General features: G+C 62.7%; 21 protein-coding genes and 1 tRNA gene. 5 read left to right on the forward strand and 17 right to left on the reverse strand.

Going from position 1 to position 20,423, the window contains the following annotated elements; translation table 11 throughout:
- Window positions 1-264: 264 nt before the first annotated feature.
- The 4 genes from JG739_RS06765 to JG739_RS06780 are packed head-to-tail and all read right to left on the reverse strand — an operon-like array spanning window position 265 to window position 2,778.
- On the reverse strand, window positions 265-1,068 hold the full coding sequence (locus tag JG739_RS06765) for a rhomboid family intramembrane serine protease (RefSeq protein ID WP_202365797.1): 804 nt from the start codon (window positions 1,066-1,068) through the stop codon (window positions 265-267).
- Between the two features lie 24 nt (window positions 1,069-1,092).
- Window positions 1,093-1,674, reverse strand: a complete 582-nt coding sequence (locus JG739_RS06770) for a cob(I)yrinic acid a,c-diamide adenosyltransferase (protein WP_202365798.1) — start codon at window positions 1,672-1,674, stop codon at window positions 1,093-1,095.
- A 22-nt stretch (window positions 1,675-1,696) separates the two neighbouring features.
- Window positions 1,697-1,888, reverse strand: a complete 192-nt coding sequence (locus JG739_RS06775; protein ID WP_023797244.1) for a twin transmembrane helix small protein — start codon at window positions 1,886-1,888, stop codon at window positions 1,697-1,699.
- Between the two features lie 23 nt (window positions 1,889-1,911).
- Window positions 1,912-2,778, reverse strand: a complete 867-nt coding sequence (locus JG739_RS06780) for an SDR family oxidoreductase (RefSeq protein ID WP_202365799.1) — start codon at window positions 2,776-2,778, stop codon at window positions 1,912-1,914.
- Between the two features lie 56 nt (window positions 2,779-2,834).
- Between JG739_RS06780 and JG739_RS06785 the strand changes: the two genes are divergently transcribed.
- Window positions 2,835-3,686, forward strand: coding sequence for a YihY/virulence factor BrkB family protein (locus JG739_RS06785; RefSeq protein WP_202365800.1), 852 nt, complete (start codon window positions 2,835-2,837; stop codon window positions 3,684-3,686).
- Window positions 3,687-3,756: 70 nt separating this feature from the next.
- Here the strand turns inward: JG739_RS06785 and JG739_RS06790 are convergent, their stop codons facing one another.
- Together JG739_RS06790 and gluQRS are read right to left on the reverse strand one after the other, a co-directional pair.
- Entirely contained in the window at window positions 3,757-4,632 is an 876-nt protein-coding gene (locus JG739_RS06790) for a DMT family transporter (RefSeq protein WP_202365801.1), read from the reverse strand.
- A gap of 660 nt (window positions 4,633-5,292) precedes the next feature.
- On the reverse strand, window positions 5,293-6,168 hold the full coding sequence (gene gluQRS / locus JG739_RS06795; protein ID WP_202365802.1) for a tRNA glutamyl-Q(34) synthetase GluQRS: 876 nt from the start codon (window positions 6,166-6,168) through the stop codon (window positions 5,293-5,295).
- Window positions 6,169-6,258: 90 nt separating this feature from the next.
- On the opposite strand from gluQRS, the gene JG739_RS06800 reads away from it, so the two are divergent.
- Both JG739_RS06800 and JG739_RS06805 read left to right on the forward strand, forming a co-directional pair.
- A complete protein-coding gene (locus JG739_RS06800; protein ID WP_202365803.1) occupies window positions 6,259-6,900 on the forward strand; it encodes a DNA-3-methyladenine glycosylase family protein in 642 nt (213 codons plus the stop codon).
- 128 nt (window positions 6,901-7,028) lie between these two features.
- On the forward strand, window positions 7,029-7,586 hold the full coding sequence (locus tag JG739_RS06805; RefSeq protein ID WP_023797250.1) for an HNH endonuclease: 558 nt from the start codon (window positions 7,029-7,031) through the stop codon (window positions 7,584-7,586).
- Window positions 7,587-7,839: 253 nt separating this feature from the next.
- Here JG739_RS06805 and JG739_RS06810 read toward each other — a convergent pair whose 3' ends face one another.
- Both JG739_RS06810 and JG739_RS06815 read right to left on the reverse strand, forming a co-directional pair.
- The gene (locus tag JG739_RS06810) at window positions 7,840-8,358 is read right to left on the reverse strand and encodes a disulfide bond formation protein B (protein WP_202367365.1); all 519 of its coding nucleotides are present in this window, start codon (window positions 8,356-8,358) and stop codon (window positions 7,840-7,842) included.
- Between the two features lie 146 nt (window positions 8,359-8,504).
- Window positions 8,505-9,092, reverse strand: a complete 588-nt coding sequence (locus tag JG739_RS06815; protein WP_202365804.1) for a YqaA family protein — start codon at window positions 9,090-9,092, stop codon at window positions 8,505-8,507.
- Between the two features lie 285 nt (window positions 9,093-9,377).
- On the opposite strand from JG739_RS06815, the gene JG739_RS06820 reads away from it, so the two are divergent.
- Window positions 9,378-9,462 (forward strand) — tRNA-Leu (locus JG739_RS06820).
- 112 nt (window positions 9,463-9,574) lie between these two features.
- Here JG739_RS06820 and JG739_RS06825 read toward each other — a convergent pair.
- The 7 genes from JG739_RS06825 to secA all read right to left on the reverse strand — a co-directional run bounded on the left by JG739_RS06825 (window position 9,575) and on the right by secA (window position 16,937).
- Window positions 9,575-10,183, reverse strand: coding sequence for a hypothetical protein (locus JG739_RS06825; RefSeq protein WP_202365805.1), 609 nt, complete (start codon window positions 10,181-10,183; stop codon window positions 9,575-9,577).
- A 205-nt stretch (window positions 10,184-10,388) separates the two neighbouring features.
- Window positions 10,389-10,568 carry a hypothetical protein gene (locus JG739_RS06830; RefSeq protein WP_202365806.1) on the reverse strand — a complete coding sequence of 60 codons (180 nt, stop codon included), beginning with the start codon at window positions 10,566-10,568 and terminating at the stop codon, window positions 10,389-10,391.
- A 70-nt stretch (window positions 10,569-10,638) separates the two neighbouring features.
- Window positions 10,639-10,893, reverse strand: a complete 255-nt coding sequence (locus tag JG739_RS06835; protein WP_202365807.1) for a Txe/YoeB family addiction module toxin — start codon at window positions 10,891-10,893, stop codon at window positions 10,639-10,641.
- Window positions 10,890-11,144 (reverse strand): type II toxin-antitoxin system Phd/YefM family antitoxin, encoded by a 255-nt coding sequence (locus JG739_RS06840; protein ID WP_202365808.1) that lies wholly within the window; start codon window positions 11,142-11,144, stop codon window positions 10,890-10,892. Before JG739_RS06840 ends, JG739_RS06835 begins: the two co-directional genes overlap by 4 nt.
- A 64-nt stretch (window positions 11,145-11,208) precedes the next feature.
- Window positions 11,209-12,489 (reverse strand): GNAT family N-acetyltransferase, encoded by a 1,281-nt coding sequence (locus JG739_RS06845; RefSeq protein WP_202365809.1) that lies wholly within the window; start codon window positions 12,487-12,489, stop codon window positions 11,209-11,211.
- Entirely contained in the window at window positions 12,489-13,889 is a 1,401-nt protein-coding gene (locus JG739_RS06850; protein WP_202365810.1) for a lipopolysaccharide biosynthesis protein, read from the reverse strand. The genes JG739_RS06845 and JG739_RS06850 overlap by 1 nt, the downstream gene beginning before the upstream one ends.
- Before the next feature lie 321 nt (window positions 13,890-14,210).
- The gene (gene secA, locus JG739_RS06855; RefSeq protein WP_202365811.1) at window positions 14,211-16,937 is read right to left on the reverse strand and encodes a preprotein translocase subunit SecA; all 2,727 of its coding nucleotides are present in this window, start codon (window positions 16,935-16,937) and stop codon (window positions 14,211-14,213) included.
- Window positions 16,938-17,189: 252 nt separating this feature from the next.
- Between secA and JG739_RS06860 the strand changes: the two genes are divergently transcribed.
- Entirely contained in the window at window positions 17,190-18,122 is a 933-nt protein-coding gene (locus JG739_RS06860; RefSeq protein WP_202365812.1) for a peptidylprolyl isomerase, read from the forward strand.
- Window positions 18,123-18,313: 191 nt separating this feature from the next.
- Here the strand turns inward: JG739_RS06860 and JG739_RS06865 are convergent, their stop codons facing one another.
- Both JG739_RS06865 and JG739_RS06870 read right to left on the reverse strand, forming a co-directional pair.
- On the reverse strand, window positions 18,314-19,477 hold the full coding sequence (locus JG739_RS06865; RefSeq protein ID WP_202365813.1) for an IS4 family transposase: 1,164 nt from the start codon (window positions 19,475-19,477) through the stop codon (window positions 18,314-18,316).
- A 156-nt stretch (window positions 19,478-19,633) separates the two neighbouring features.
- Window positions 19,634-20,275, reverse strand: a complete 642-nt coding sequence (locus JG739_RS06870) for a TetR/AcrR family transcriptional regulator (RefSeq protein WP_202365814.1) — start codon at window positions 20,273-20,275, stop codon at window positions 19,634-19,636.
- Between the last annotated feature and the right edge of the window lie 148 nt (window positions 20,276-20,423).

The following is a 20,423-nucleotide window of genomic DNA, read 5'->3' on the forward strand; positions in this document are numbered from 1 at the left end:
ATAGCAGTGTGCGCCTCTTCAGAATTGTCGAAAGCCGACATTCCGGACGGAATTCTAGTCTCCGACCGCCTAAAGCGCGTCGCATTTGACCAACCTCACGCGACGCGCTTCAGGTTGTTTGTTTCATGCATGTCGTTACCCGCAAAACCGCTGCACAGTTTTGCGCGACATGCATTGGTGTGGGAAAGCTTCCGTAGTTGCGGCGACCCCGCACGTCAATATCCGGGTTGCGCCCAAATCATCCGCGACCGCACTCAAATCGGTTCAGTCCGGAGCGGAGGCGGTTCCCCGTCCCCAGCGCGGCGCCGACTGCGCCGGCAGCGGTTCGCTTGCCGTGGGTTCTGCAACAGCGGGTGCCGGGCCGACTACCAGCGCGGTCTCTTCCTCAGCACCGGCAAGCAGCGGTACGGCACGGTTGCGCAAGATGAGCACCAGCACGGCCCCGGCGATGATGCCGCCGACATGGCAGGCCCAGGAGATCTGATCCTCGCCACCGGCGGCGAACATCACGATCTGGAACAGGATCCACAGGATGAGCGGGATGAAGGCCGGGATGCGCAGCGGAATGCGGGCGAAGGCCAGCACCCATACCTTCACTCTGGGATAGAGGATCAGATAGGCGGCGACCACGCCGGCAATGGCGCCTGAGGCGCCGATCAGCGGAACCTGCGAGTCCCACGCGATCAGGCCCTGGAAGAAAGCGCCGGCGATGGCGCAGAGCAGGTAGAAGGCGAGAAAGCGGATATGACCGAGCGCGTCCTCGACATTGTCGCCGAACACCCACAGGAACAGCATGTTGCCGCCGAGATGGAAAATATCGGCATGCAGGAAGGAATAGGTGACGTAGCTCAGGCTCTCCGGGATCACGACAAACTGCGGAGCCAGTTCGGCGCTGTCGTGGACGACCGACGGGATGAAGCCGAGGCCCAGCACAGCGGCGTTGGTGAACTGCTCGCCGCCGAGCGCGGTGGCGAAGTAGATGAGCGTATTGAACGCGATCAGGCCGATCGTGACATATTGCTGCTTGATGTGGCGCAGCCGGTTGCTGTCATAAAGCGGGATGAACATCGGCCCCTCTCCGCCTCGGCAGATTCAGCGGTTCTTGCCCGGAATCCATAGCACGTCGGCGTTTCCATTGTCATTGACCGCGCGTGCGGCGACGAACAGAAAGTCCGATACGCGGTTGATGTATCTTATCGTCTCGCGGTTGACATGCTCGCCCGGGTCCTGCGTCAACGCCACCATGATGCGCTCGGCCCGCCGCGCCACCGTGCGGGCGAGGTGAAGCGCAGCCGCCGCCGGAGTGCCGCCGTTGAGCACGAAGGATTTGAGCGGCTGCAGATCCTTGTTGAGCAGGTCGATGTCCTTTTCGACACGGTCGGTCTGCACAGCGGTGATGCGCAGCGGCTCATAGCCGAGCGGCTTGCCGTCGTCGGGCACGGCCAGATCGGCGCCGAGGTCGAAAAGATCGTTCTGAATGCGGCCGAGCATCGCGTCGATCGCCGGGTGTGCTGCCGCGGTGTGGATGCGGGCCATGCCGATGCAGGCGTTGGCTTCGTCGACCGTGCCATAGGCGTCGATGCGCAGATCGGATTTCAGCCGCCGTTCACCATTGCCGAGGCCGGTGGTGCCGTCGTCGCCGGTGCGGGTGTAGATCTTGTTGAGCTTGACCACGCTCCGCCTCCCGAAATCGCCGTCACTTGCGGGTGAAATACACCGCCAGCATGATCAGCACCAATGCCACGAACTGCAGCAGCACGCGCGTCTGCATCAGCTTGTTGGAGGTCATGCCGGAGCCGCCGCGCATCATGTTGATGAGGCCGCGGATCAGCACGATCACCACGGCGACCATGACGAGGACAGCGAGGATGTTGAAGACGGTTGCCATAGTGTGTTTCCAGTCGATTGCGTTCAGGCGCGTTTGGCAAGGAGGCGGTAGAGCATTGATGCCGGCAGGATGCGTTTGAGGACAACGCCGATCCTGGCCGGCACCGTTACCACATAATGCGGACGCGGGCGCCGCGACAGAAGCGCATGGCGCAAGGCGGCATGAACCACCTCCGGCCCGGGCTTCAGCCGTGACGTGCTACCGCCGGCCTGCAGCCGTTGCAGCTGCGCCTCGTAGGCGAGGCGGTGGACGGAATTCTCACGGTCGATATTCCTGAGAAACCAGACAAGGCCGTTGCTGGCGATCTTCGATGTCACCGGCCCCGGCTCGATCAGCGAGACATGGATGCCGCTGCCCTGGAGTTCCTGATGCATGCACAGCATCAGCCCTTCGACCGCGTGCTTCGAGGCCGAATAGGCGCCGCGAAAGGGCAGCGGCGCCAGGCCGAGGATCGAGGAGCAGTGGACAAGACGGCCATGGCCCTGGCGGCGCATCACCGGCACGACACGGCGGGTGAGATCATGCCAGCCAAAGACATTCGCCTCGAATTGCTCCCTGAGCGCTGCCACCGGCAGGTCCTCGACGGCGCCGGGCTGGGCGAAGGCGCCGTTGTTGAACAGGGCATCGAGCCGTCCGCCGGTCCGATCCAGCACCGACGCCACCAGCGTCTCGATGGATCCCGGCTCGCGATAGTCCAGATAGAAAGCCTCGATTCCATCGGCCTCGAGGGCGGCGATGTCCTCCGGCTTGCGCGCCGTCGCAAACACCCGCCAGCCTTCACTGTTCAGCGCCCGAGCGCAATGGGCGCCTATCCCGGAAGAAGCACCGGTGACGATGATGGTGCGCAACTTTTCTCCGGGAGGAAGCGTTGTTTGACCCAGGCTTGCCATTTGCCGCAATCCCTTCCCATATTCGCGGCGTCGATACAATCGAAGGGACGCGGTTCTTGTTGCGGAAGATCGTAGCCGTCAAGCGCGTGCTCTATGACGCGTTCGGCCATTTCGATGCAGACGATGGCTGGGCGATGGCCAGCCATCTGGCGATCACGGCGCTGATGGCGCTATTCCCGTTTCTGATTTTCGCCACGACGCTGGCCAGCTTCCTCGGCGCACAGGCTTTTGCCGACACCGCCGTGCATATCGTCTTCGACACCTGGCCCGAGCAGATCGCCGAGCCGATCGCGCGCGAAGTGCTCAACGTGCTCACCGTGCAGCGCACCGACCTGTTGACCTATGGCGTGCTGCTTGCCGCCTTCTTCGCCTCGAACGGCATCGAGGCGCTGCGCACCTCGCTCAACCGCGCCTACCGCGTTTCCGAAACGCGCGGCATCATCTACCGCCGGGTGCAAAGCATCGCCTTCGTGCTGATCGCCACCGCAGGCTTTCTGGTGATCAGCGTGCTTCTGGTGTTTGCGCCGTTGCTGGCGCGGCTGGCCGAGGCCAATTTCGAATGGGTAAAACCCTATATGGGAACGATCACGCTGTGGCGTTACATCATCGCCTCGATCGTCATCGTCGGCGGACTCTTCGCGGTGCATTACTGGCTGCCTGCGGGCAAGCGCCGCTTCGTCTCGATCATACCGGGCATCATCTTCACGCTGATTGCCTGGCTTATCGGGTCGACCATCTTCGCCGCCTATCTCGACCGTTTCTCGTCCTATGTGACGACCTATGCCGGCCTTGCCTCGATCATGGTCGCGGTCGTCTTCCTCTATATGGTCTCGGCGATCTTCATTCTCGGCGGTGAACTCAATGCCGCGATCAGCCGCTATCTGGAGGCACGCGCCCGAGTTGGCTGATGCTGGGTTGAGCATGATCTTTTCCGAAAACCGGTCGCAACTTTTTGCTTCGCTGACCTTCGGTTCGGGATCATGCTTTCGTCGGCTGAGCGGTTGCCAGTCCGACGCCGAGCGTCGCGATCGCCATGCCGACGATCTGGACCAGGTTCAACTGTTCGCCGAACAATAGCCAGGCGATGACCGCGGTGACGGCTGGGACCAGATAGAATAGCGAAGCGACTTTCGACATCTCGCCGTCGCGGATCATCACCATCAACAGGAAGATAGCGCCGATCGACAGCACCAGCACCAGCCATGCCATGGCGAAGATCAACTCGCCATTGACGATGACGGTTCGCGTTTCGAAAGCGAGCGAGGCCAAAGCCATCACCGATGCGCCGCCGACATATTGCCAAGTGGTGGCCGCCACGAGATCGCCGCCGGAGGCGAAGCGCTTCTGCCAGATCGTGCCGGCGCTCATGCCAAGCACCGAGACAAGCGAGGCAGCCAGCGTCTCGGCCGTCACGCCGCCGCCGAGCGTCCCGAGCTTCGGCCAAAGCACGATGACCACGCCGACCAGACCGACGCCGAGGCCGGCCCAATGGCGCGGCAGGATCGCCTCGCCGAGAAACCGGCCGGCCATCACCGCGGTGATCAGCGGCTGCAGCCCGACGATCAAGGCCGATAACCCGGCCGGCATGCCCCTGTGGATGGCCCAGAACACGCCGCCGAGATAGACGCCATGCATCAGGATGCCGGCGCCGGTCGCGTGCAGCGCCTCCTTGCGCGTCGCCCGCTTGGAGCCGAGTGCTGCCATCAAGGCGGCCAACAGGACGGCGGCCAGCACGAAGCGCGCGGCCAGGAAGGTGAAAGGCTCGGCCCACGGCATGGCATATCGCGCACCAATGAAGCCGGTCGCCCACAGGACGACAAAGGAGGCGGGGATGAACCGCTTGATACTGCGCATGTTCCGGAGGCTGCCGCGTGGTCGGTGAGGGTTGACTGTCGCGACTGCTCTAATGTGGTTCAACCTGGCAAGCAAAACCAAACGGTTGATCCATGGGCTCACCCGAATTGAAGGAGGCGCTGGTCAGGGAGGATCGAAACATGATCCAGTTCCTCTGCACAGAGTATGTGGTTCTGGACTGAGCCTGAAGGGGACTGTGGACGATCGCTGTCGGCCGGCCTCCAGCTACCATCTCTGACGCTGGCGGTTTGCTACAGGCCACTACACCTTCGTCATCCTAGGGCGGAGCAAGGAGCGAAGCGACGCGGCGCAGACCCTGGGATCCATTCCGTGATATCAGCCGAGGAATGCAGCGGCTCAGAACGGCGCTTGCATCCGCGACGGTGCCGGCCGCCGCATTACGGAGCTTAAATCCGACGACGGCTCGCGCTTCGCCAGCGGGTGGTGGGCGTTCGGTTCTGGTCCGCTGGAGCACTGCCGCAAGGCAACGGCATGGATCCCAGGGTCTGCGCCGCGTCGCTTCGCTCCTTGCTCCGCCCTGGGATGACGAAGTGGAGGGATGGTTCGGCTAATCTCGAAGGTTGGTGATTTGCCACTGGACGGAATTGTCGACGCTCGCTGCCGATCGGCTCGACCTGTCAAATCTACTGTGCAGAGGCCCTAAATCCCAATCAGCCGCCGGACGTCTTCCGGTGATGCGCCGGCCTCGCGCAAGGCGGCAAGGCCGGTATCCTGAAGACTTTTTGACAGCTTTCGTCCGTCCGGGCCGAGGACCAGACGATGGTGGAAGTAGCCTGGTTGCGGCAGGCCGAGGATCTCCTGGAGCAGGCGCTGCACGCCGGTGGCGGAATAGAGGTCCTGGCCGCGCACCACGTGGCTGACGCCTTGCAGCGCGTCGTCGACGACGACGGCGAGATGATAGCTGGTCGGGATTTCACGGCGCGCCACGATCACGTCGCCCCAGTCCTGCGGCCGGGCTTCTATCGTGCGTGTCGCGGAAAGGCTTTCATCGGAAGATTCCAGCCAGGACAGACCCGTACCGACGCGCGCCATCGCAGCATCGACGTCGAGCCGCCAGGCGAAGGGTGCGTTCTCGGCCATCCGTCGCTGGCGTTCCTTCATCGGCAACGCCTTGTCGACGGCGGGATAGAGCGGCACCCCGTCCGGGTCGCGCGGCCAGTCGCGGCCGCGCCTTTCGCGGTCGGCAATGAAGGCGCGGATTTCGCCACGGCTCATGAACGCCGGGTAGACGAGTTCTTCCCTGATCAGCCGATCGAGCACCGCCTGATAGTCCGAAAAATGGTCGGACTGACGGCGCACCGGTTGTTCCCAGCCAAGCCCGAGCCATTCCAGGTCGCGAAAAATGCCGGCCTCGAATTCCGGCGTGCAGCGCGTCGTGTCGATGTCCTCGATGCGTAGCAACAGCCGCCCGCCGGTTGCGCTGGCCAATTTTTGATTGAGCAGCGCCGAATAGGCATGGCCGAGATGCAGGTCGCCATTAGGGCTCGGCGCGAAGCGGAATGTCAGGAGTGTCATCGTTCGGCGGCAATCGGGTTGTGCGGCGCTTTCGCCAGTTGCTAATTTGCGCCTGATTACATCTGCCATTTGCGCCGGGAACAAGCAGACATGCAACGCATCGCCACGCTCGACGACATCTCGCAAGGGCTCGACGCGCTCTGCCTGCTCGACCCGCGTCTGGAAAAGGTTCGCGGCATGGCCGGCCAGGTGCCGCTTCGGCTGTCCGAGCCGGGGTTCAGAAGCCTTGCCTCGATCATCGTCTCGCAGCAGGTATCCCGCGCCAGCGCCGACGCCATCTTCGGGCGGCTGACAAAACTCGTCGATCCGCTGACGCCGCAAGCCATCCTTGCCGCCGACGAAGCCATTTTTCGCGAGGCCGGGCTGTCGCGGCCGAAGCAGCGCGGGCTGATCGCCGTCGCCCAGGCGGTGGTCGATGGCCTCGACCTCGATCAACTCTGCTTGCTCGACGCCACGCAGGCGATCACGGCGATGACCAGGGTGTCAGGCATCGGCCCATGGACGGCGGAAGTCTATCTTCTGTTCGCCGCCGGCCACCCCGACGTCTTCCCGGCACGCGACGTTGCCCTGCAGAGCGCGGTCGGTCACGCGCTCGGCATCGACCCGCGTCCGCCCGAGAAAACGCTGATCCAGCTCGCCGAATCATGGAGCCCGTGGCGCGGTGTCGCATCACGGCTTTTTTGGGCGTATTATCGTGAATTGAAGGGCAGGGACGCCACGCCTCCGGCCTGAGTTCGCAAAAAAGCATTGAAATCAGGCGCTTTTAGCGCTCCGTTTAATCGACAAGCCGCTTCACATCCCTGTCATGTCGGGCTTACAGTATCCGCGCCGACAGGTTAAGAACCAAGGAGGTCATTGACGTGACGGTTGCCGTATCTCCGGATGGGCTTCCAGCACTGGTGCTGAATGCGGATTACCGTCCGCTCAGCTATTACCCCCTGTCGCTCTGGTCGTGGCAGGACGCCATCAAGGCGGTGTTCCTCGAGCGGGTCAACATCGTCGCCGAATACGAGCACGCGGTGTCGTCGCCGACCTTCTCGATGAAACTGCCGAGCGTCGTCAGCCTGAAAGCCTATGTGAAGCCATCGCGGCATCCGGCCTTCACCCGCTTCAACGTCTTCCTGCGCGACCGTTTCCAGTGCCAGTATTGCGGCACGCCGGAGGATCTGACCTTCGACCATGTCGTTCCCCGCCATCGCGGCGGCGCAACGACTTGGGAGAATGTCGTCGCCGCCTGCTCGCCCTGCAATCTGAGGAAGGGCGGCATGATGCCGGCGCATGCCAAGATGTGGCCGCTGCAGAAACCTTTTCAGCCGACGGTGCACGATTTGCACAACAATGGCCGTCTGTTCCCGCCCAACCATCTGCATGAAAGCTGGATGGATTATCTCTACTGGGATGTCGAACTGGAGCCTTGAGATCATCCGATAATTCGGGAGGCTGGCCGTCTGAAGCGATTGTCTGCGCTTCCGATGCTCACGGACCAGCGCATGACCCCGGAAACCGATTTCGGTTTCCGGAAAGGATCATGCGCAAATGCAAAGTGTTAGAGCGTCCTTTGCGCGTCCAACTGGACACGCAGCGCTCTAATGTCCGCTGCGCTTCGGTTCTCGACAATCACTCCATACGACTCAGCCTGCCGAATTCTTGGATGATCTCGCGCCGCACAGATTAACCCCGGGCCAAGGCGCCGCGGAAGGCGATGACGGCCAGGACCAAACTGGCGATGGCGTTCCAGCCGGCCAGCGACAGGCCGAGGATGCGTACAGCCGCCTTGTCGCAGGAGGGCGGGACGAACCTGTCGAGCGCATCGAGCACGCCCTTGCCGCCGGTATCGACCGGTCCGGCAGCCGCTGCACAGTCGGTCGGCCCCGGCCACCATGCCCATTCGACGCCGGAGTGATAGACGCCGAGATAGACGCCGTAGACCATCAGCAGGCCGCCGACGGCCAGCAGTCCGCGTGTCAGCCATGCGGGGGCGCGCAACGTCGACGCGGCCGCCGCCAGCAGCATCAGCGGCACGCCGATGTAATAGGGGGTGCGTTGCTCCAGGCAGAGCTTGCAGGGGATGTAGCCGCCGAGATGCTGGAAGGCCAGCGCCGAACCGACGGTGGCGGCCATGGCGGCGGCGAGGAACAACGCCGTCCGCATGCGCTGGCGTCCAGTGTCGGCATTCACGGTCGCTGTCATCGATCTGCCGTTCGCCTTCTTGTTGAGCATGATGTTTCCGAAAACCGGTTCCTACTTTTCGGGATCATGCTTCTTGTTGAGCATGATCTTCTCCGAAAACCGGTCCCGACTTTTTGCTACGCTGACCTTCGGTTCGGGATCATGCTCTAAAACGCGTATTTGACGACGATATAGAGCGAAATCAGGGCAGCGGCGCCAGCGCCGGCGATCAGCCCGAGGCGCTTTTCGATGAACTCGCGGATCGGTTCGCCATAGCGGCGCAGCAGCCAGGCAAGGAACAGGAAGCGGGCGCCGCGCGCCACGATCGCCAGCACGATGAACAGGAGCAAAGGCGTGCCGATGACGCCGGACAGGATCGTCACCACCTTGATCGGCGGTAGATGGGCGAGGCCGGAGGTGATCAGCATCAGGACGATAAATCCGGTGCCCGCCGAGACGCGCAGTGTCTCGAAGTCGTCGTACTTGCCGTAGAATTCAAGGATCGGCCGCGCCACCGTGTCATAGGCGTAGTGGCCGATGTACCAGCCGGCTATGCCACCCAGAACGGAGGCCAGCGTGGCGACCAGCGCGTAGCGATAGGCGCGATCCGGCCGCGACAGCGCCATCGGCAGATAGAGCACGTCGGCCGGCACCAGGAACACCGAACTTTCGACGAAAGCGATGAAGGCCAGCCACCATTCGGCGGATTTCTTCGCCGCCAGCGACAAGGTCCAGTCGTAAAGTCCGCGAAGCATCGGCACTCCTGATGCACGTCGCCCAAAAAGCACAGCGCTTTGGGACAACAATGCATAAAAACCAAGACCAAAAGCGCGCCAGATCGATCTCTCCAGACGCGACGCGCTTCAATGCGCTGCCTGTCTAGAAAGATTTTTCGCGCCGCACAATGGCCGTAGCTTCACGACATCGAAAGGCCGCGGCCGAACGAAGGCCACATGCCGGAATTGGCCACCCCGAATTGGCCAGTTGACGAACCGGCCTCCAACCGTATAGTCCGCGCCCATCCAGGCCGCCCGGCCTGAGCCCCTATGGCGGAATTGGTAGACGCGCTCGACTCAAAATCGAGTTCCGCAAGGAGTGCTGGTTCGATCCCGGCTAGGGGCACCATTTTCCACCCGAGACACATTGAGAGCTCGGTGGGACGTTATCCCGGGCGCACCTGGGATAACCCAATTGAAGGTCCAGGCCAGTTCTTCGCCCTCCTTAGCCTAATTCGCCATTACATCGGCCCCGGCACCATCTTGGTCGGCTGCTCTGGCATTGGAAACGCGTAATTGTCGCATTTCACGTCGGGGTTCGTCGGGCTGAACATTCCAAGCGGGTTGTCCTTGAACAGCCAAACGTGAAGATCGTAATGGTAGAACTCCACCGGGATAAGCGGATAATGCCCCTCCATCGGCCCCTGGAATGTCTGTCCAAACAGTTTCGGCGGCTCCTTGGTGTCGGGCGTCAGCGGAACAAGCCATTCCACGGCCACCAGACGCAAGCCGCCGTCGACCGGCTCATATATAAGGACATTGGGGCGCGTCGGATCTGGTGTCGGGCTGACGCTCGCGACGTTGACGAAATGAATGCCCATCGCGCCCTTAGGGTAATCCATAGCTCCAGCCACTTTTTCGCCGCTGTAATAAACGCATCCGACCGTCGACAGATAGAGGTCACGAATGGCGGCCTTGTAATCTTGGTACTTAGATAACGATTCTTTCAGGGTATCGATCTCGGCCTTGCCGGGCTCGGCGGCCTGACCTGCGGCCGCCGTCAGGCAGGCGCCGATGAGGGCAGTCAAAGCGAGAATACTGCGACGCCTGAAGTGAGTTGTTTTCGTCATGCATTCCTCCCAGATTTTTGTTCTGGCCGTGCAAGGCGGCAATGATGCTGGTTGCGCGGCCGAGATTGTCGCCGATGCTAGTCCTTTCCGCTGGTTGGGAGAATTAATCCTGATGACCTAGGCCCCGAGCGGCCCCGGTCAGGGAAGAGCCCAACCGGATCAGCTTCCCATTCAGCGTCGCATCATTTCGATCAGATGGATGAATTCACGATCTACTGCCCCCTAACAAACTCTTCATCCGGTTGCGCAGCAGGCGCGCCATGTTGCGGGTTTCGCGATAGAGATGAAGCTGCGACGCCGCCTGGCAGGCGAGGCGGCCGGCGTCCGGTCTCAGCGCCGGTACGACAACTCGTTCGGACGCATATTCGCCTTCGGCCAGAAACACATTCGTGTGTGTTCCCTCACCCAACCATCTTTCTGTTTGGACAATGCGACACATTCGCGTGACGCTACTTTCAATAATGATAGCGGCACTGCGCAATGAGCAGGCTGTCCTCGGTGGCGCGGTAGACCAGGCGATGCTCCTGCGTGATGCGCCGCGACCACCAGCCCGACAGAGGGCCGCGTAATGGCTCCGGCTTGCCGGTGCCGCTTAGCGGGGTGCGACTGCATTCCTTGATGAGTGTATTGATGCGCAAGAGCAGCTTCGGGTCGGTTGCTTGCCAGTGCAGATAATCCTCCCAGGCGCGCTCGTGGAAGACGAGCTTCACTCGGCAAGCTCGTGCTCGCTGCCGCCGCCCTGGTCCAACTCCACCGTCGCTTCGAGCAGCCGCGCGGCGTTGCCTGGGCTTCTCAGCAGATAGCGCGTCTCCTCGTAAGAGGCGAAGTCTTCGACCGACATCAGCACTGCCGCTGGCTTGCCGCGGTCGCGCGTGATGACAACCGGTTCATGGTCCGCGTTAACGCGGTCGATCATGGCGGCGAGATTGCGCCGCAGGTCACTGTAGGATGTGGTACGCATGGCGTGCTTGTACCTGATTGCGTACAATATCGCAAGTTTCTTTGCGCCCAGAGTGTCCTTTGCCCTACCGCCGTCCCAGCAAGTTCTTCATCCGGTTGCGCAGAAGGCGCGCCATGTTGCGGGTTTCGCTGTAGAGGTGAAGCTGCGACGCCGCCTGGCGGGCGAGGCGGTCGGCGTCCGGCGTCAGGCCGATCACCAGCGTGCCGATCGGCCGGCGCTCCATCCATAGCCGGCTCATCACCGGATGGTCGGGCACGGCGCAGGAATCGGTCATCATGATGTTGGGATCGTCGAGATGTTGCCTGGTCACCTCGATCATCAGCAGCGTGCCCGGCGAATAGGCGGCGAGCGTCTCGTCATAGGCCGTCTTCCAGGTGTAGGCGACGCCGGCCTCGACGAAGACGATCAGGCTGGCGATGGTGCGGTCATCGAGCGTCAGTGAATGGATGCGGCACAGATCCCGTTCGGCCAACCGGTGCACGGCCTCGCGGGCAAAGGCGGCGCGGTAGCGGTCGATGGCCATGGCGGTGCGCTCGCGGCCTTTCCAGCCGGCGGCCTCGAGCGTCAAAAAACGCTCGATGGCATGGCGGATGTTTTCCGGTCCGCGCGCCACCTGATGCTCCAGCCTACCGAGGTCGGCGAGGCGGCGCTTCAGGCGGCGGAACTCGCGATAATGGTGCGAGCGCAGCGAGGCCTTTAGATACTCATTGCCGTCGATCTCGCTTTCGAGCATCGGGCGTTCGGCCTTGCCGGTGATGACCAGCGTCAGCCCACGCGTCTCGGCGACGGTGGCCAGCAGGCTGGCCACCGGGCCGTCGAGCCGGATGTCGGGAAGCACGAGGACTTTCGGCAGCTTGAGATGCGGCCGTGACAGCATGGCGAAAAAATCCTCGATGACGCCGACGGGATCGTCGCGGTCGACCAGCGGCGTGCCGATCGGCCCGAACGGACTCGACCATGTGCGCATCACCCGCACCCCGAGCGGCACCGCCGGCCGCTCCACCGAGAACGGTACCAGCAGGCGCAGCCGATTGCGGTATTCGTTGCCGTCGCGGATGACCGCCAGCCGCACCTCGCGGTCTTCCAGCCGTGGCATGGCGGGCGCCAGGAAGCGTGGGTTGAAGAACACGTTGGGCTCGATCGTGCGGGTGCAGAGATAGTCCAGTTCCTCGACCAGGTCGAAGCCGGCGGAGGCGGCGTAAATAGCCAGCTTACGCTGGGGCCGGTGGTTGGCCAACAATTCGATTTGGGCGGGATCGGCTTCGCGGGCGAGCCCGGCGAGGCCGGACACCATGGCGCCGGCCGGGCCGCCGCTGGTTTCCTCGAGCAACGGGATGGCAGCCATCACGCGGCTCCTTTGGCGGCTGCGAAAATGACCATGACGATGCCGAGCCTGCGCCAGACCGTGAAGGCCAGCGCGCCGGCCTCGAAGATCATCGCGAAGGCGGTGGCCATCGCCGCGCCCCACAGGCCGAAAAGCGGGATCAGCACCAGATTGAGGCCGATGTTGAAGGCCAGCGTTATGGCGTAGACGGCGGCGCAGATGTTCTGGTTGCCGCTCATGGTGAGCAGGCTTTCGCAGGGGCCGACGGCGGCGCGGGCGACGACGCCGAAGACCAGCAGGAACAACAGCGGGTAGCCGGCAACGAATTCAGGCCCGAACAAGCTCAGCATCGGCTCGCCCAGCACCAGCACCAGCAGCGCCATCAACAGCGATGGCCAGAACGTCCACGACACGGTTTCGCGGGCGAAGGCGGCGAGCTTTTCGGGCTCGCCATGGGTGAATTGCGCGTAGCGCTGGGCAACGCCTGCCTTGACCGCGAAATAGACGAAATGCACCAGCGCCAGCGTCTTGACCGTGGCGAAATAGACGGCGACGTCGTTGGGATTCATATAGGCGCCGACCATCAGCACGTCGGCATTGGTGAGCAGGAAGAAGAAGCCTTCGACCAAGAAGATCGGCAGCGACACGAAGAACCATTGCGCGAAATGCAGCTTCCTCGGCCCGGCCGAAATATTCCTGTTCATCCGCGCGGTGATGCCGATGAGCTGGCCGAGCGTGGTGGCATAGGCGGCGGCGATCGAGGCGAAGATCGCCGTCCTGGCATCGGGCGCAAAGCCGACCAGAAGCATCAGCGCCATCAGCGCCAGGATCAGCACCGGCCGCACCAGATAAGTCGGCGCCAGCGCAAACAGCGCCCACGAGTTGGCCCGCGCCAGCCCCTGCAGCAGATCGGACATGGCGATCATCGGCATGCAGATGAGGCCGAGAATGAACGGCACGACATAGTAGTATTCAATAAACGGCGACAGCAGCCAGACGCCGAGCGCGCCCAGCCCGGCGATCGCGGTCGAGGCGACCAGCACGAACAGGCGGCTGGTCAGCACGATGCCGCGCAGTTCGGCCAGCATGTTGCGCTCGCGATATTCGGGAATGAAGCGGATGACCGAGGTGTGGAAGCCGAGGCAGGCGAGATTGCCGACGATGACCATCGTCACCCAGACAAGGACAAAAATGCCGTATTCGAACGAGCCCATCCAGCGCGCCATCAGTACCTGGCTGACGAAGGCGATGACGGCGCTGACGATGCGGATGGAAAAGGCGATCAGCGACATGCGGCTGGCTTCGCCGCGCTCGTCGGCGGTGAACAGCACAGCATCGATGCGGCCAAGCAGCGGCTTTGCGCGCAGCGCAAGGCGCTGCGGCAGAAACCGCCCGGCTGTCGTCGCCGCGGAAAAGCGCACCCTGATCACACTCCGTTTTCGGCCTCTTTTCGGATCTGGGTGTAGTCAAAACACATTAAGAAACGGTTGGGTGAGCTCCCTTCTCCCCGTTCACGGGGGGAAGGTGCCGGCAGGCGGATGAGCGGCGGCGCGAGCGGACGAAAGGTTGGCGCTATTTACACGCTTCCGCGAGATTCGAGCGGTCAGGCTGGCGGGACAGCGCCTCCTCTGGCCGCCTGATATCAACCCTCAGGTGGGGAGTTTGGCTAATCGCCAACGCCGGCGCCGCCCCTCATCCGCCCTTCGGGCACCTTCTCCCCGTGAACGGGGAGAAGGAAGAGCTTACGCAAACGCCCCGTGGCAATGCTTGTATTTTTTGCCTGACCCGCACGGGCAGGCCTCGTTGCGGCCGACCTTGCCCCAGGTGGCGGGGTTTTTCGGGTCGCGGTCTTCGGGGGGGACTGTGGCGTGGGTCTCCTGGCGGACCAGAAGCCCGGTTTCGCCGAAATCGTCCTCGCCGGTGGTGCCGTCGAGATGGCTGCCGAACATGTCGGGCGCCTCGGGCGGTGGCGCTTCGGCGGCCTGACGGACTAGCTCGACGCGCATCAGTTGCGCGGTGACGGCCTGGCGCAGATTGCCCAGCATCGCCTGGAACAGCTCGAACGCCTCGCCCTTGTATTCCTGCAGCGGGTCGCGCTGGGCGTAGCCGCGGAAGCCGACGACCGAGCGCAGATGGTCGAGGTTGACGATGTGCTCACGCCACAGATGGTCGAGCGTCTGCAGCACCACGGAGCGCTCGACATAGGCCATCACGTCGGGGCCGAAGCGTTCGGCGCGCTCTTTCGCCGCAGTCTCGGCGGCCTGGCTGATGCGCTCGCGGATGTCGTCCTCGGCAATGCCCTCTTCCTTGACCCAGTCGTCGATCGGCAGGTCGAGATTGAGGAATTCGGCGACCTCGGCCTTGAGACCGGCGACGTTCCACTGCTCGGCATAGGCGTTTTCGGGAATGGCCTTGGCGACGACCTCCTCGATGACGCCCTCGCGCATCTCGGCGATGGTCTCGGACAGGCCTTCACCGTCCATCAGCTCGAGGCGCTGCTCGAACACCACCTTTCGCTGGTCGTTCGATACGTCGTCATATTTCAGCACGTTCTTGCGAATGTCGAAGTTGCGCGCCTCGACCTTCTTCTGCGCCTTTTCCAGCGCCTTGTTGATCCAGGGGTGGATGATCGCCTCGTCTTCCTTGAGGCCAAGCTTCTGCAGCATGCCGTCCATGCGCTCGGAGCCGAAGATGCGCATCAGATCGTCCTGCAGCGACAGGAAGAATTTTGAGCGCCCGGGATCGCCCTGGCGGCCTGAGCGGCCGCGCAACTGGTTGTCGATGCGGCGCGACTCGTGGCGCTCGGTGGCGAGCACGTAGAGGCCGCCAGCGGCGAGCGCCTTCTCCTTCAGCCGGGCGACGTCGTCGCGGATTGCCTTTTCCCTGGCGTCACGCTCGGGGCCGGCCGGCATATCGCCAAGCTCCTCGGCGATGCGCATGTCGGCATTGCCGCCGAGCTGGATGTCGGTGCCGCGGCCGGCCATGTTGGTGGCAATGGTGATGGCGCCGGGTTTTCCGGCCTGGGCGACGATCGCCGCCTCACGCTCATGGTGGCGGGCGTTCAGCACCTCGAAATCGGTAAAACCTTCCTTGCGCAGGCGTGCGGCCAAAAGCTCGGATTTCTCGATCGAGGTGGTGCCGACCAAGGTAGGCTGTCCCTTGGCACGAGCTTCCTTGATCTCTCTGACGATCGCCTTGTACTTCTCCTCGACGGTCCGGTAGACCTCATCGTCCTCGTCAATACGGATGACCGGCAGATTGGTCGGGATCTCGGTGACATCGAGATTGTAGATGTTGGCGAATTCCTCGGCCTCGGTCAGCGCCGTGCCGGTCATGCCGGCGAGCTTCTTGTAGAGGCGGAAATAATTCTGGAAGGTGACGGAGGCGAGCGTCTGGTTTTCCGGCTGGATCGCCACATGCTCCTTGGCCTCGAGCGCCTGGTGCAGGCCTTCCGAATAGCGGCGGCCCGGCATCATGCGGCCGGTGAATTCGTCGATAATGACGATCTCGCCGTTGCGCACGATGTAGTCCTTGTCCTTCTGGAACAGCTGATGCGCCTTGAGCGCATTGTTGACGTGGTGGACGATGGCGACGTTCTCGACGTCGTAGAGCGACTCGCCCTTGAGCAGGCCGGCGTCGCGCAAAAGGTTTTCCAGCTTCTCGGTGCCGTCCTCGGTGAAGATCGAGGTCTTCTGCTTCTCATCGATCTCATAGTCGGCAGGCTCGAGCTTCAGCATGAAGGCGTCGATGGTGTTGTACATTTCCGAGCGGTCCTCGAGCGGACCGGAAATGATCAGCGGCGTGCGCGCCTCGTCGACCAGGATGGAATCGACCTCGTCGACGATCGCGTAGCTGTGGCCGCGCTGCACCATCTGGGCGCGCTCGTATTTCATGTTGTCGCGCAGATAGTCGAAGCCGAGCTCGTTGTTGGTGGCGTAGGTGACGTCGGCGGCATAGGCTGCGTGGCGTTCCTCATCGGACAGGCCGTGAACGATGACGCCGACGGTAAGGCCGAGGAATTTGTAGACGCGGCCCATCCATTCGGAGTCGCGTTTGGCAAGATAGTCGTTGACGGTGACGACATGGACGCCTTTGCCAGCGAGCGCGTTGAGATAGACGGGCAGCGTGGCGACCAGCGTCTTGCCCTCGCCGGTGCGCATCTCGGCGATGCCGCCATTGTGCAGCACCATGCCGCCGATCAGCTGCACGTCGAACGGGCGCATGCCGAGCACGCGGCGCGCCGCCTCGCGCACGGTGGCGAATGCCGGCACCAGGAGATCGTCGAGACTGGCGCCGTTGGCGACGTCCTGGCGGAATTTTTCAGTGCGGGCGGTCAGCTCGGCGTCGGAGAGCGCCCGCATCTCGTTTTCCATGGCGTTGATCGCTTCGACGCGCGGTCGCGTCGACTTGACCCGGCGATCGTTGGAGGAGCCGAAAACCTTACGGGCGAGACCGCCAAAACTGACCATTCAATGGTCCTTTCGATAGCATTCCAAGTCGTTGCGACGGGTGCCGGCCGGCACCTGTCAAATCCACGTGAAACGCGGACAAACGCAAAAAGCGCCCGGAAAACGGTTCTGGACGCAAAGTCGTTGGACAGATAAGAGGGGGCTCAATCGATGTCAACGGCGCGCTGGCCCTGACGACCGTGCCAAATTCCGCCACAATCCGGCTGGTCTGGAAGCCATCCCGCCCTAGTTATCCCCATTGGAGTTAATCGTATGTCCTTATTGTTCCGCGGCGCGTCGCTCGCCAGCCTTGGCCTGGCATTCGGGCTGACGGCGCTGTCGCTGTCGCCAGCGATGGCGCAGGACACTGCGCCCGCCCAACCAGCCCCGGCCCAACCGGGCGCCCCCGCCCAGCCGGCCGCGCCGGTCGATCCGAACGCCGTGGTCGCGACGATCAACGGCCAGACGCTGACCGAGGCAGATCTTGCGCTTGCCGAAGGCGAGCTGTCGCAGCAGTTTGCGCAGATGCCGCCCGAACAGCGCCGCGCCGCAGCCCTTTCGGCGGCGATCGAAATCAAGGTCATGGCCGCCCAGGCGGTCACCACCGGCCTCGACAAGGATCCCGACTTCCAGCGCCGCATGGCCTTCCTGCAGCAGCGCGCCCTGCATGGCGAAATGGTCGAGAAGGATGTCGTCGACAAGATCACCGATGCCGAGGTTCGCGCCCGCTACGACCAGGAAATCGCCAACACGCCGCCGGCCAACGAGGTCCATGCCCGTCACATCCTGGTGAAGACGAAGGAAGAGGCCGACGCGATCATCAAGCAGCTCGATGGCGGCGCCGATTTCCAGAAACTGGCCAACGAGCACACCAGCGATCCGAGCGGCAAGACCAGCGGCGGCGATCTCGGCTGGTTCGGACCCGGCCAGATGGTGCCGGAATTCGACAAGGCGGTCTTCGCGCTGGCGGTCGGCAAATACACTGAGCAGCCGGTGCAGTCGCAGTTCGGCTGGCATGTCATCCAGGTCGAGGACAAGCGCGCCAAGCAGCCGCCGGCCTTCGACCAGGTCAAGGACCAGGCCCGCCAGGCAGTGATCCGCGACAAATACATCGCGCTGGTCAAGTCACTGCGCGCCCAGGCCAAGGTCGAGATCCCGGACGAGAAGCTGAAGAAGACGGTCGACGCGCTGGAAAACACCAAGTAGGCGAGGGCAAGCAGGGCAGGCGGTTCTTCCCTTCTCCCCTTGTCTTTTGGGAGAAGGTGGCCGAGCGAAGCTCGGTCGAATGAGGGGTGTTCCAGCTTGACACCGACAGCGCTCCGGCCAAGACCCCTCAACCGTCTTGGCGCTGCGCGCCAATCCACCTTCTCCCACAAGGCAGGGCTGTCCGGGGAAAGTTATTCATATATGAAGGCCATCTGATTGGGGGAGGCTCGGTCCTTTGGTCGGCTTGGATTGACCGGTGGCGGCTTGTCGATGGTGTGCAGTTTCCGCCGCCCGAACAAGTATTGAGCGACCAGTTCTGTGAACCTCAAGATAGGAATAGTGACGCGGCGGGTGCGCGCGACAATGCGCAGCAGCGCAAAGGCGATCATTGCGGCAAAGAGTTGCAGGCGGATTGCATTGCCGTTGTTGCCGAGGAACTTGCGGATCTTGAGGTGCTGCTTGATCCATCGGAACAGAAGCTCGATGTGCCAGCGGCCTTTGTAAAGCCGTCCAATCTCGACGGCGGAGCGCTCCAGATCGTTGGTCAAAAGCGTGATGGTGTCGCCCGTTTCGCGCTGAACGCGCAGGCGACGCAGCCGCATCGGCAGCTTGCAAGCAGCCTTGCTGACCAAGCTTACCTCACTGTCTTCCACAACCAGGAAGCCGTCGCCCTGCGGCTCGGCTACAGGGCGATCACGCAGCAGCGCCAGCCTCATGTTGGATTTGGGCCGCGTCACGAAGATCGATCCGGCTTCGGCGATCGCCGTCCACCAGCCATAATGGCAGTAGCCCTTGTCGAACACGTAGGTCGCTCCAGCTTCGATCGTGATCTGGCGACCGACCTGGGCGTCGTTGACGTTGGCGTCGGTGATGTCGAGGATGCGCGGACAGTCGGTCTTCGGGTCATAGACGACATGCACCTTCATGCCGCGAATGCGCCCGTTCGACTTGGCCCAATCGCACAGTTTGCCGAGCGGAATGGGGGTCGAGTCGATCAGCCGCAGCATCGCTTCGCCCTCGCGCCGCATTTGCCTGTCGAGCAGGTTCGCCACCAGACCGAACGCCTCGGCAAAGATGGCGACCGGACGCCGTCTGTTGGCATCCGACAAGGTCGAACGCATCAACGGACCGCTGCCCAGGTGATAATGATGCTGGCTGTTGGCGTTCCAGCCGGCTTCCAGGCCACGCAAGCTGCTGCTGCCGCAGAACTGGGCATAGATCAGCGCCACCAGATGATCCCAGCTTCTGAACGATTTGTCGTACGCATCCCCGTCGTGGCGATCCACAATTGCTTGGAATTGACGCCGATCGATGGGTTCAAGAAGCTGCCCGAAGATGCTAGGTGCAAAGCGCATGCCCCGTTCCTTTTCTGAGTCTCGACAACCAGAGAAAAGACGGACAAACCCCGTTTTACGGGGCATGCACATGTGGCATTTCGGTTCACTCAAAACTTTCCCCGGACAGCCCTGCCCACAAGGGGAGAAGGAAGAAGGGCGGCGCCGAGATCGCCCCTATCCTACGATGCGTCGACGCCTTGAACGCTGCCGGATCGCCGGCGGCGCGTTCGCCGGTGGAGCTATGCCCTTCAACAGATAGCCAACCGCCTTGCGCAGCGTCGTCTCGTCTTCGTCGAGGCGATTGGTCAAAAGATGCGTCCAGGCAAAGGAGGCGACCAGGTCGGCGACGAGCGTGGCATCGACGTCGGCCGCGACTTCGCCTCTTGCCTTGGCGCGTTCGATCATCTGGCCGGTATGGGCATGACGTCCTTTGGTGTATTCGGCAAGCACGGCGGCCACGGTTGCGTCCGACTGCGCCTCGGCGATCAGCGATCTGAAGATGCTGCCTGACGATGTTTCGCGCCAGTGCGAGAACAGGCTTTTGAGGAAGCCGACAAGATCGTCCTCGAGGGTGCCAGTATCGGGATAGTCGACGCGCTTTAGCCGCTGATAGACGTCGAACAGCAAGGCGGCTTTGCTCGGCCACCAGCGATAGATTGTCGGCTTTCCCGCACGCGCCCGCCGCGCCACCGCTTCGATCGAGAAGCCAGAATAACCGGCCTCGACCAGAACTGCCTCGGCGGCGTTGAGAATGGCGTCGGCGCTGTCGGGGTTGCGCCGCGCGCCGATCGACCTGCGCCCCTGATCCAGACCCATCCTGTTTTCCCTGCCCACGATTTTCGTCGGCAAATCGTACACGCTTTCTCGTCGAAACGAAACGGGCCGTTTCGTGCAACTGAGCGTGTCGTTCCAATGAGAAAGGCATTTGCCCGACCATCAAACGCCCTTGCGCCGGCGCCCGCTA

Source organism: Mesorhizobium sp. L-2-11 (assembly GCF_016756595.1).
Classification (GTDB): Bacteria; Pseudomonadota; Alphaproteobacteria; order Rhizobiales; family Rhizobiaceae; genus Mesorhizobium.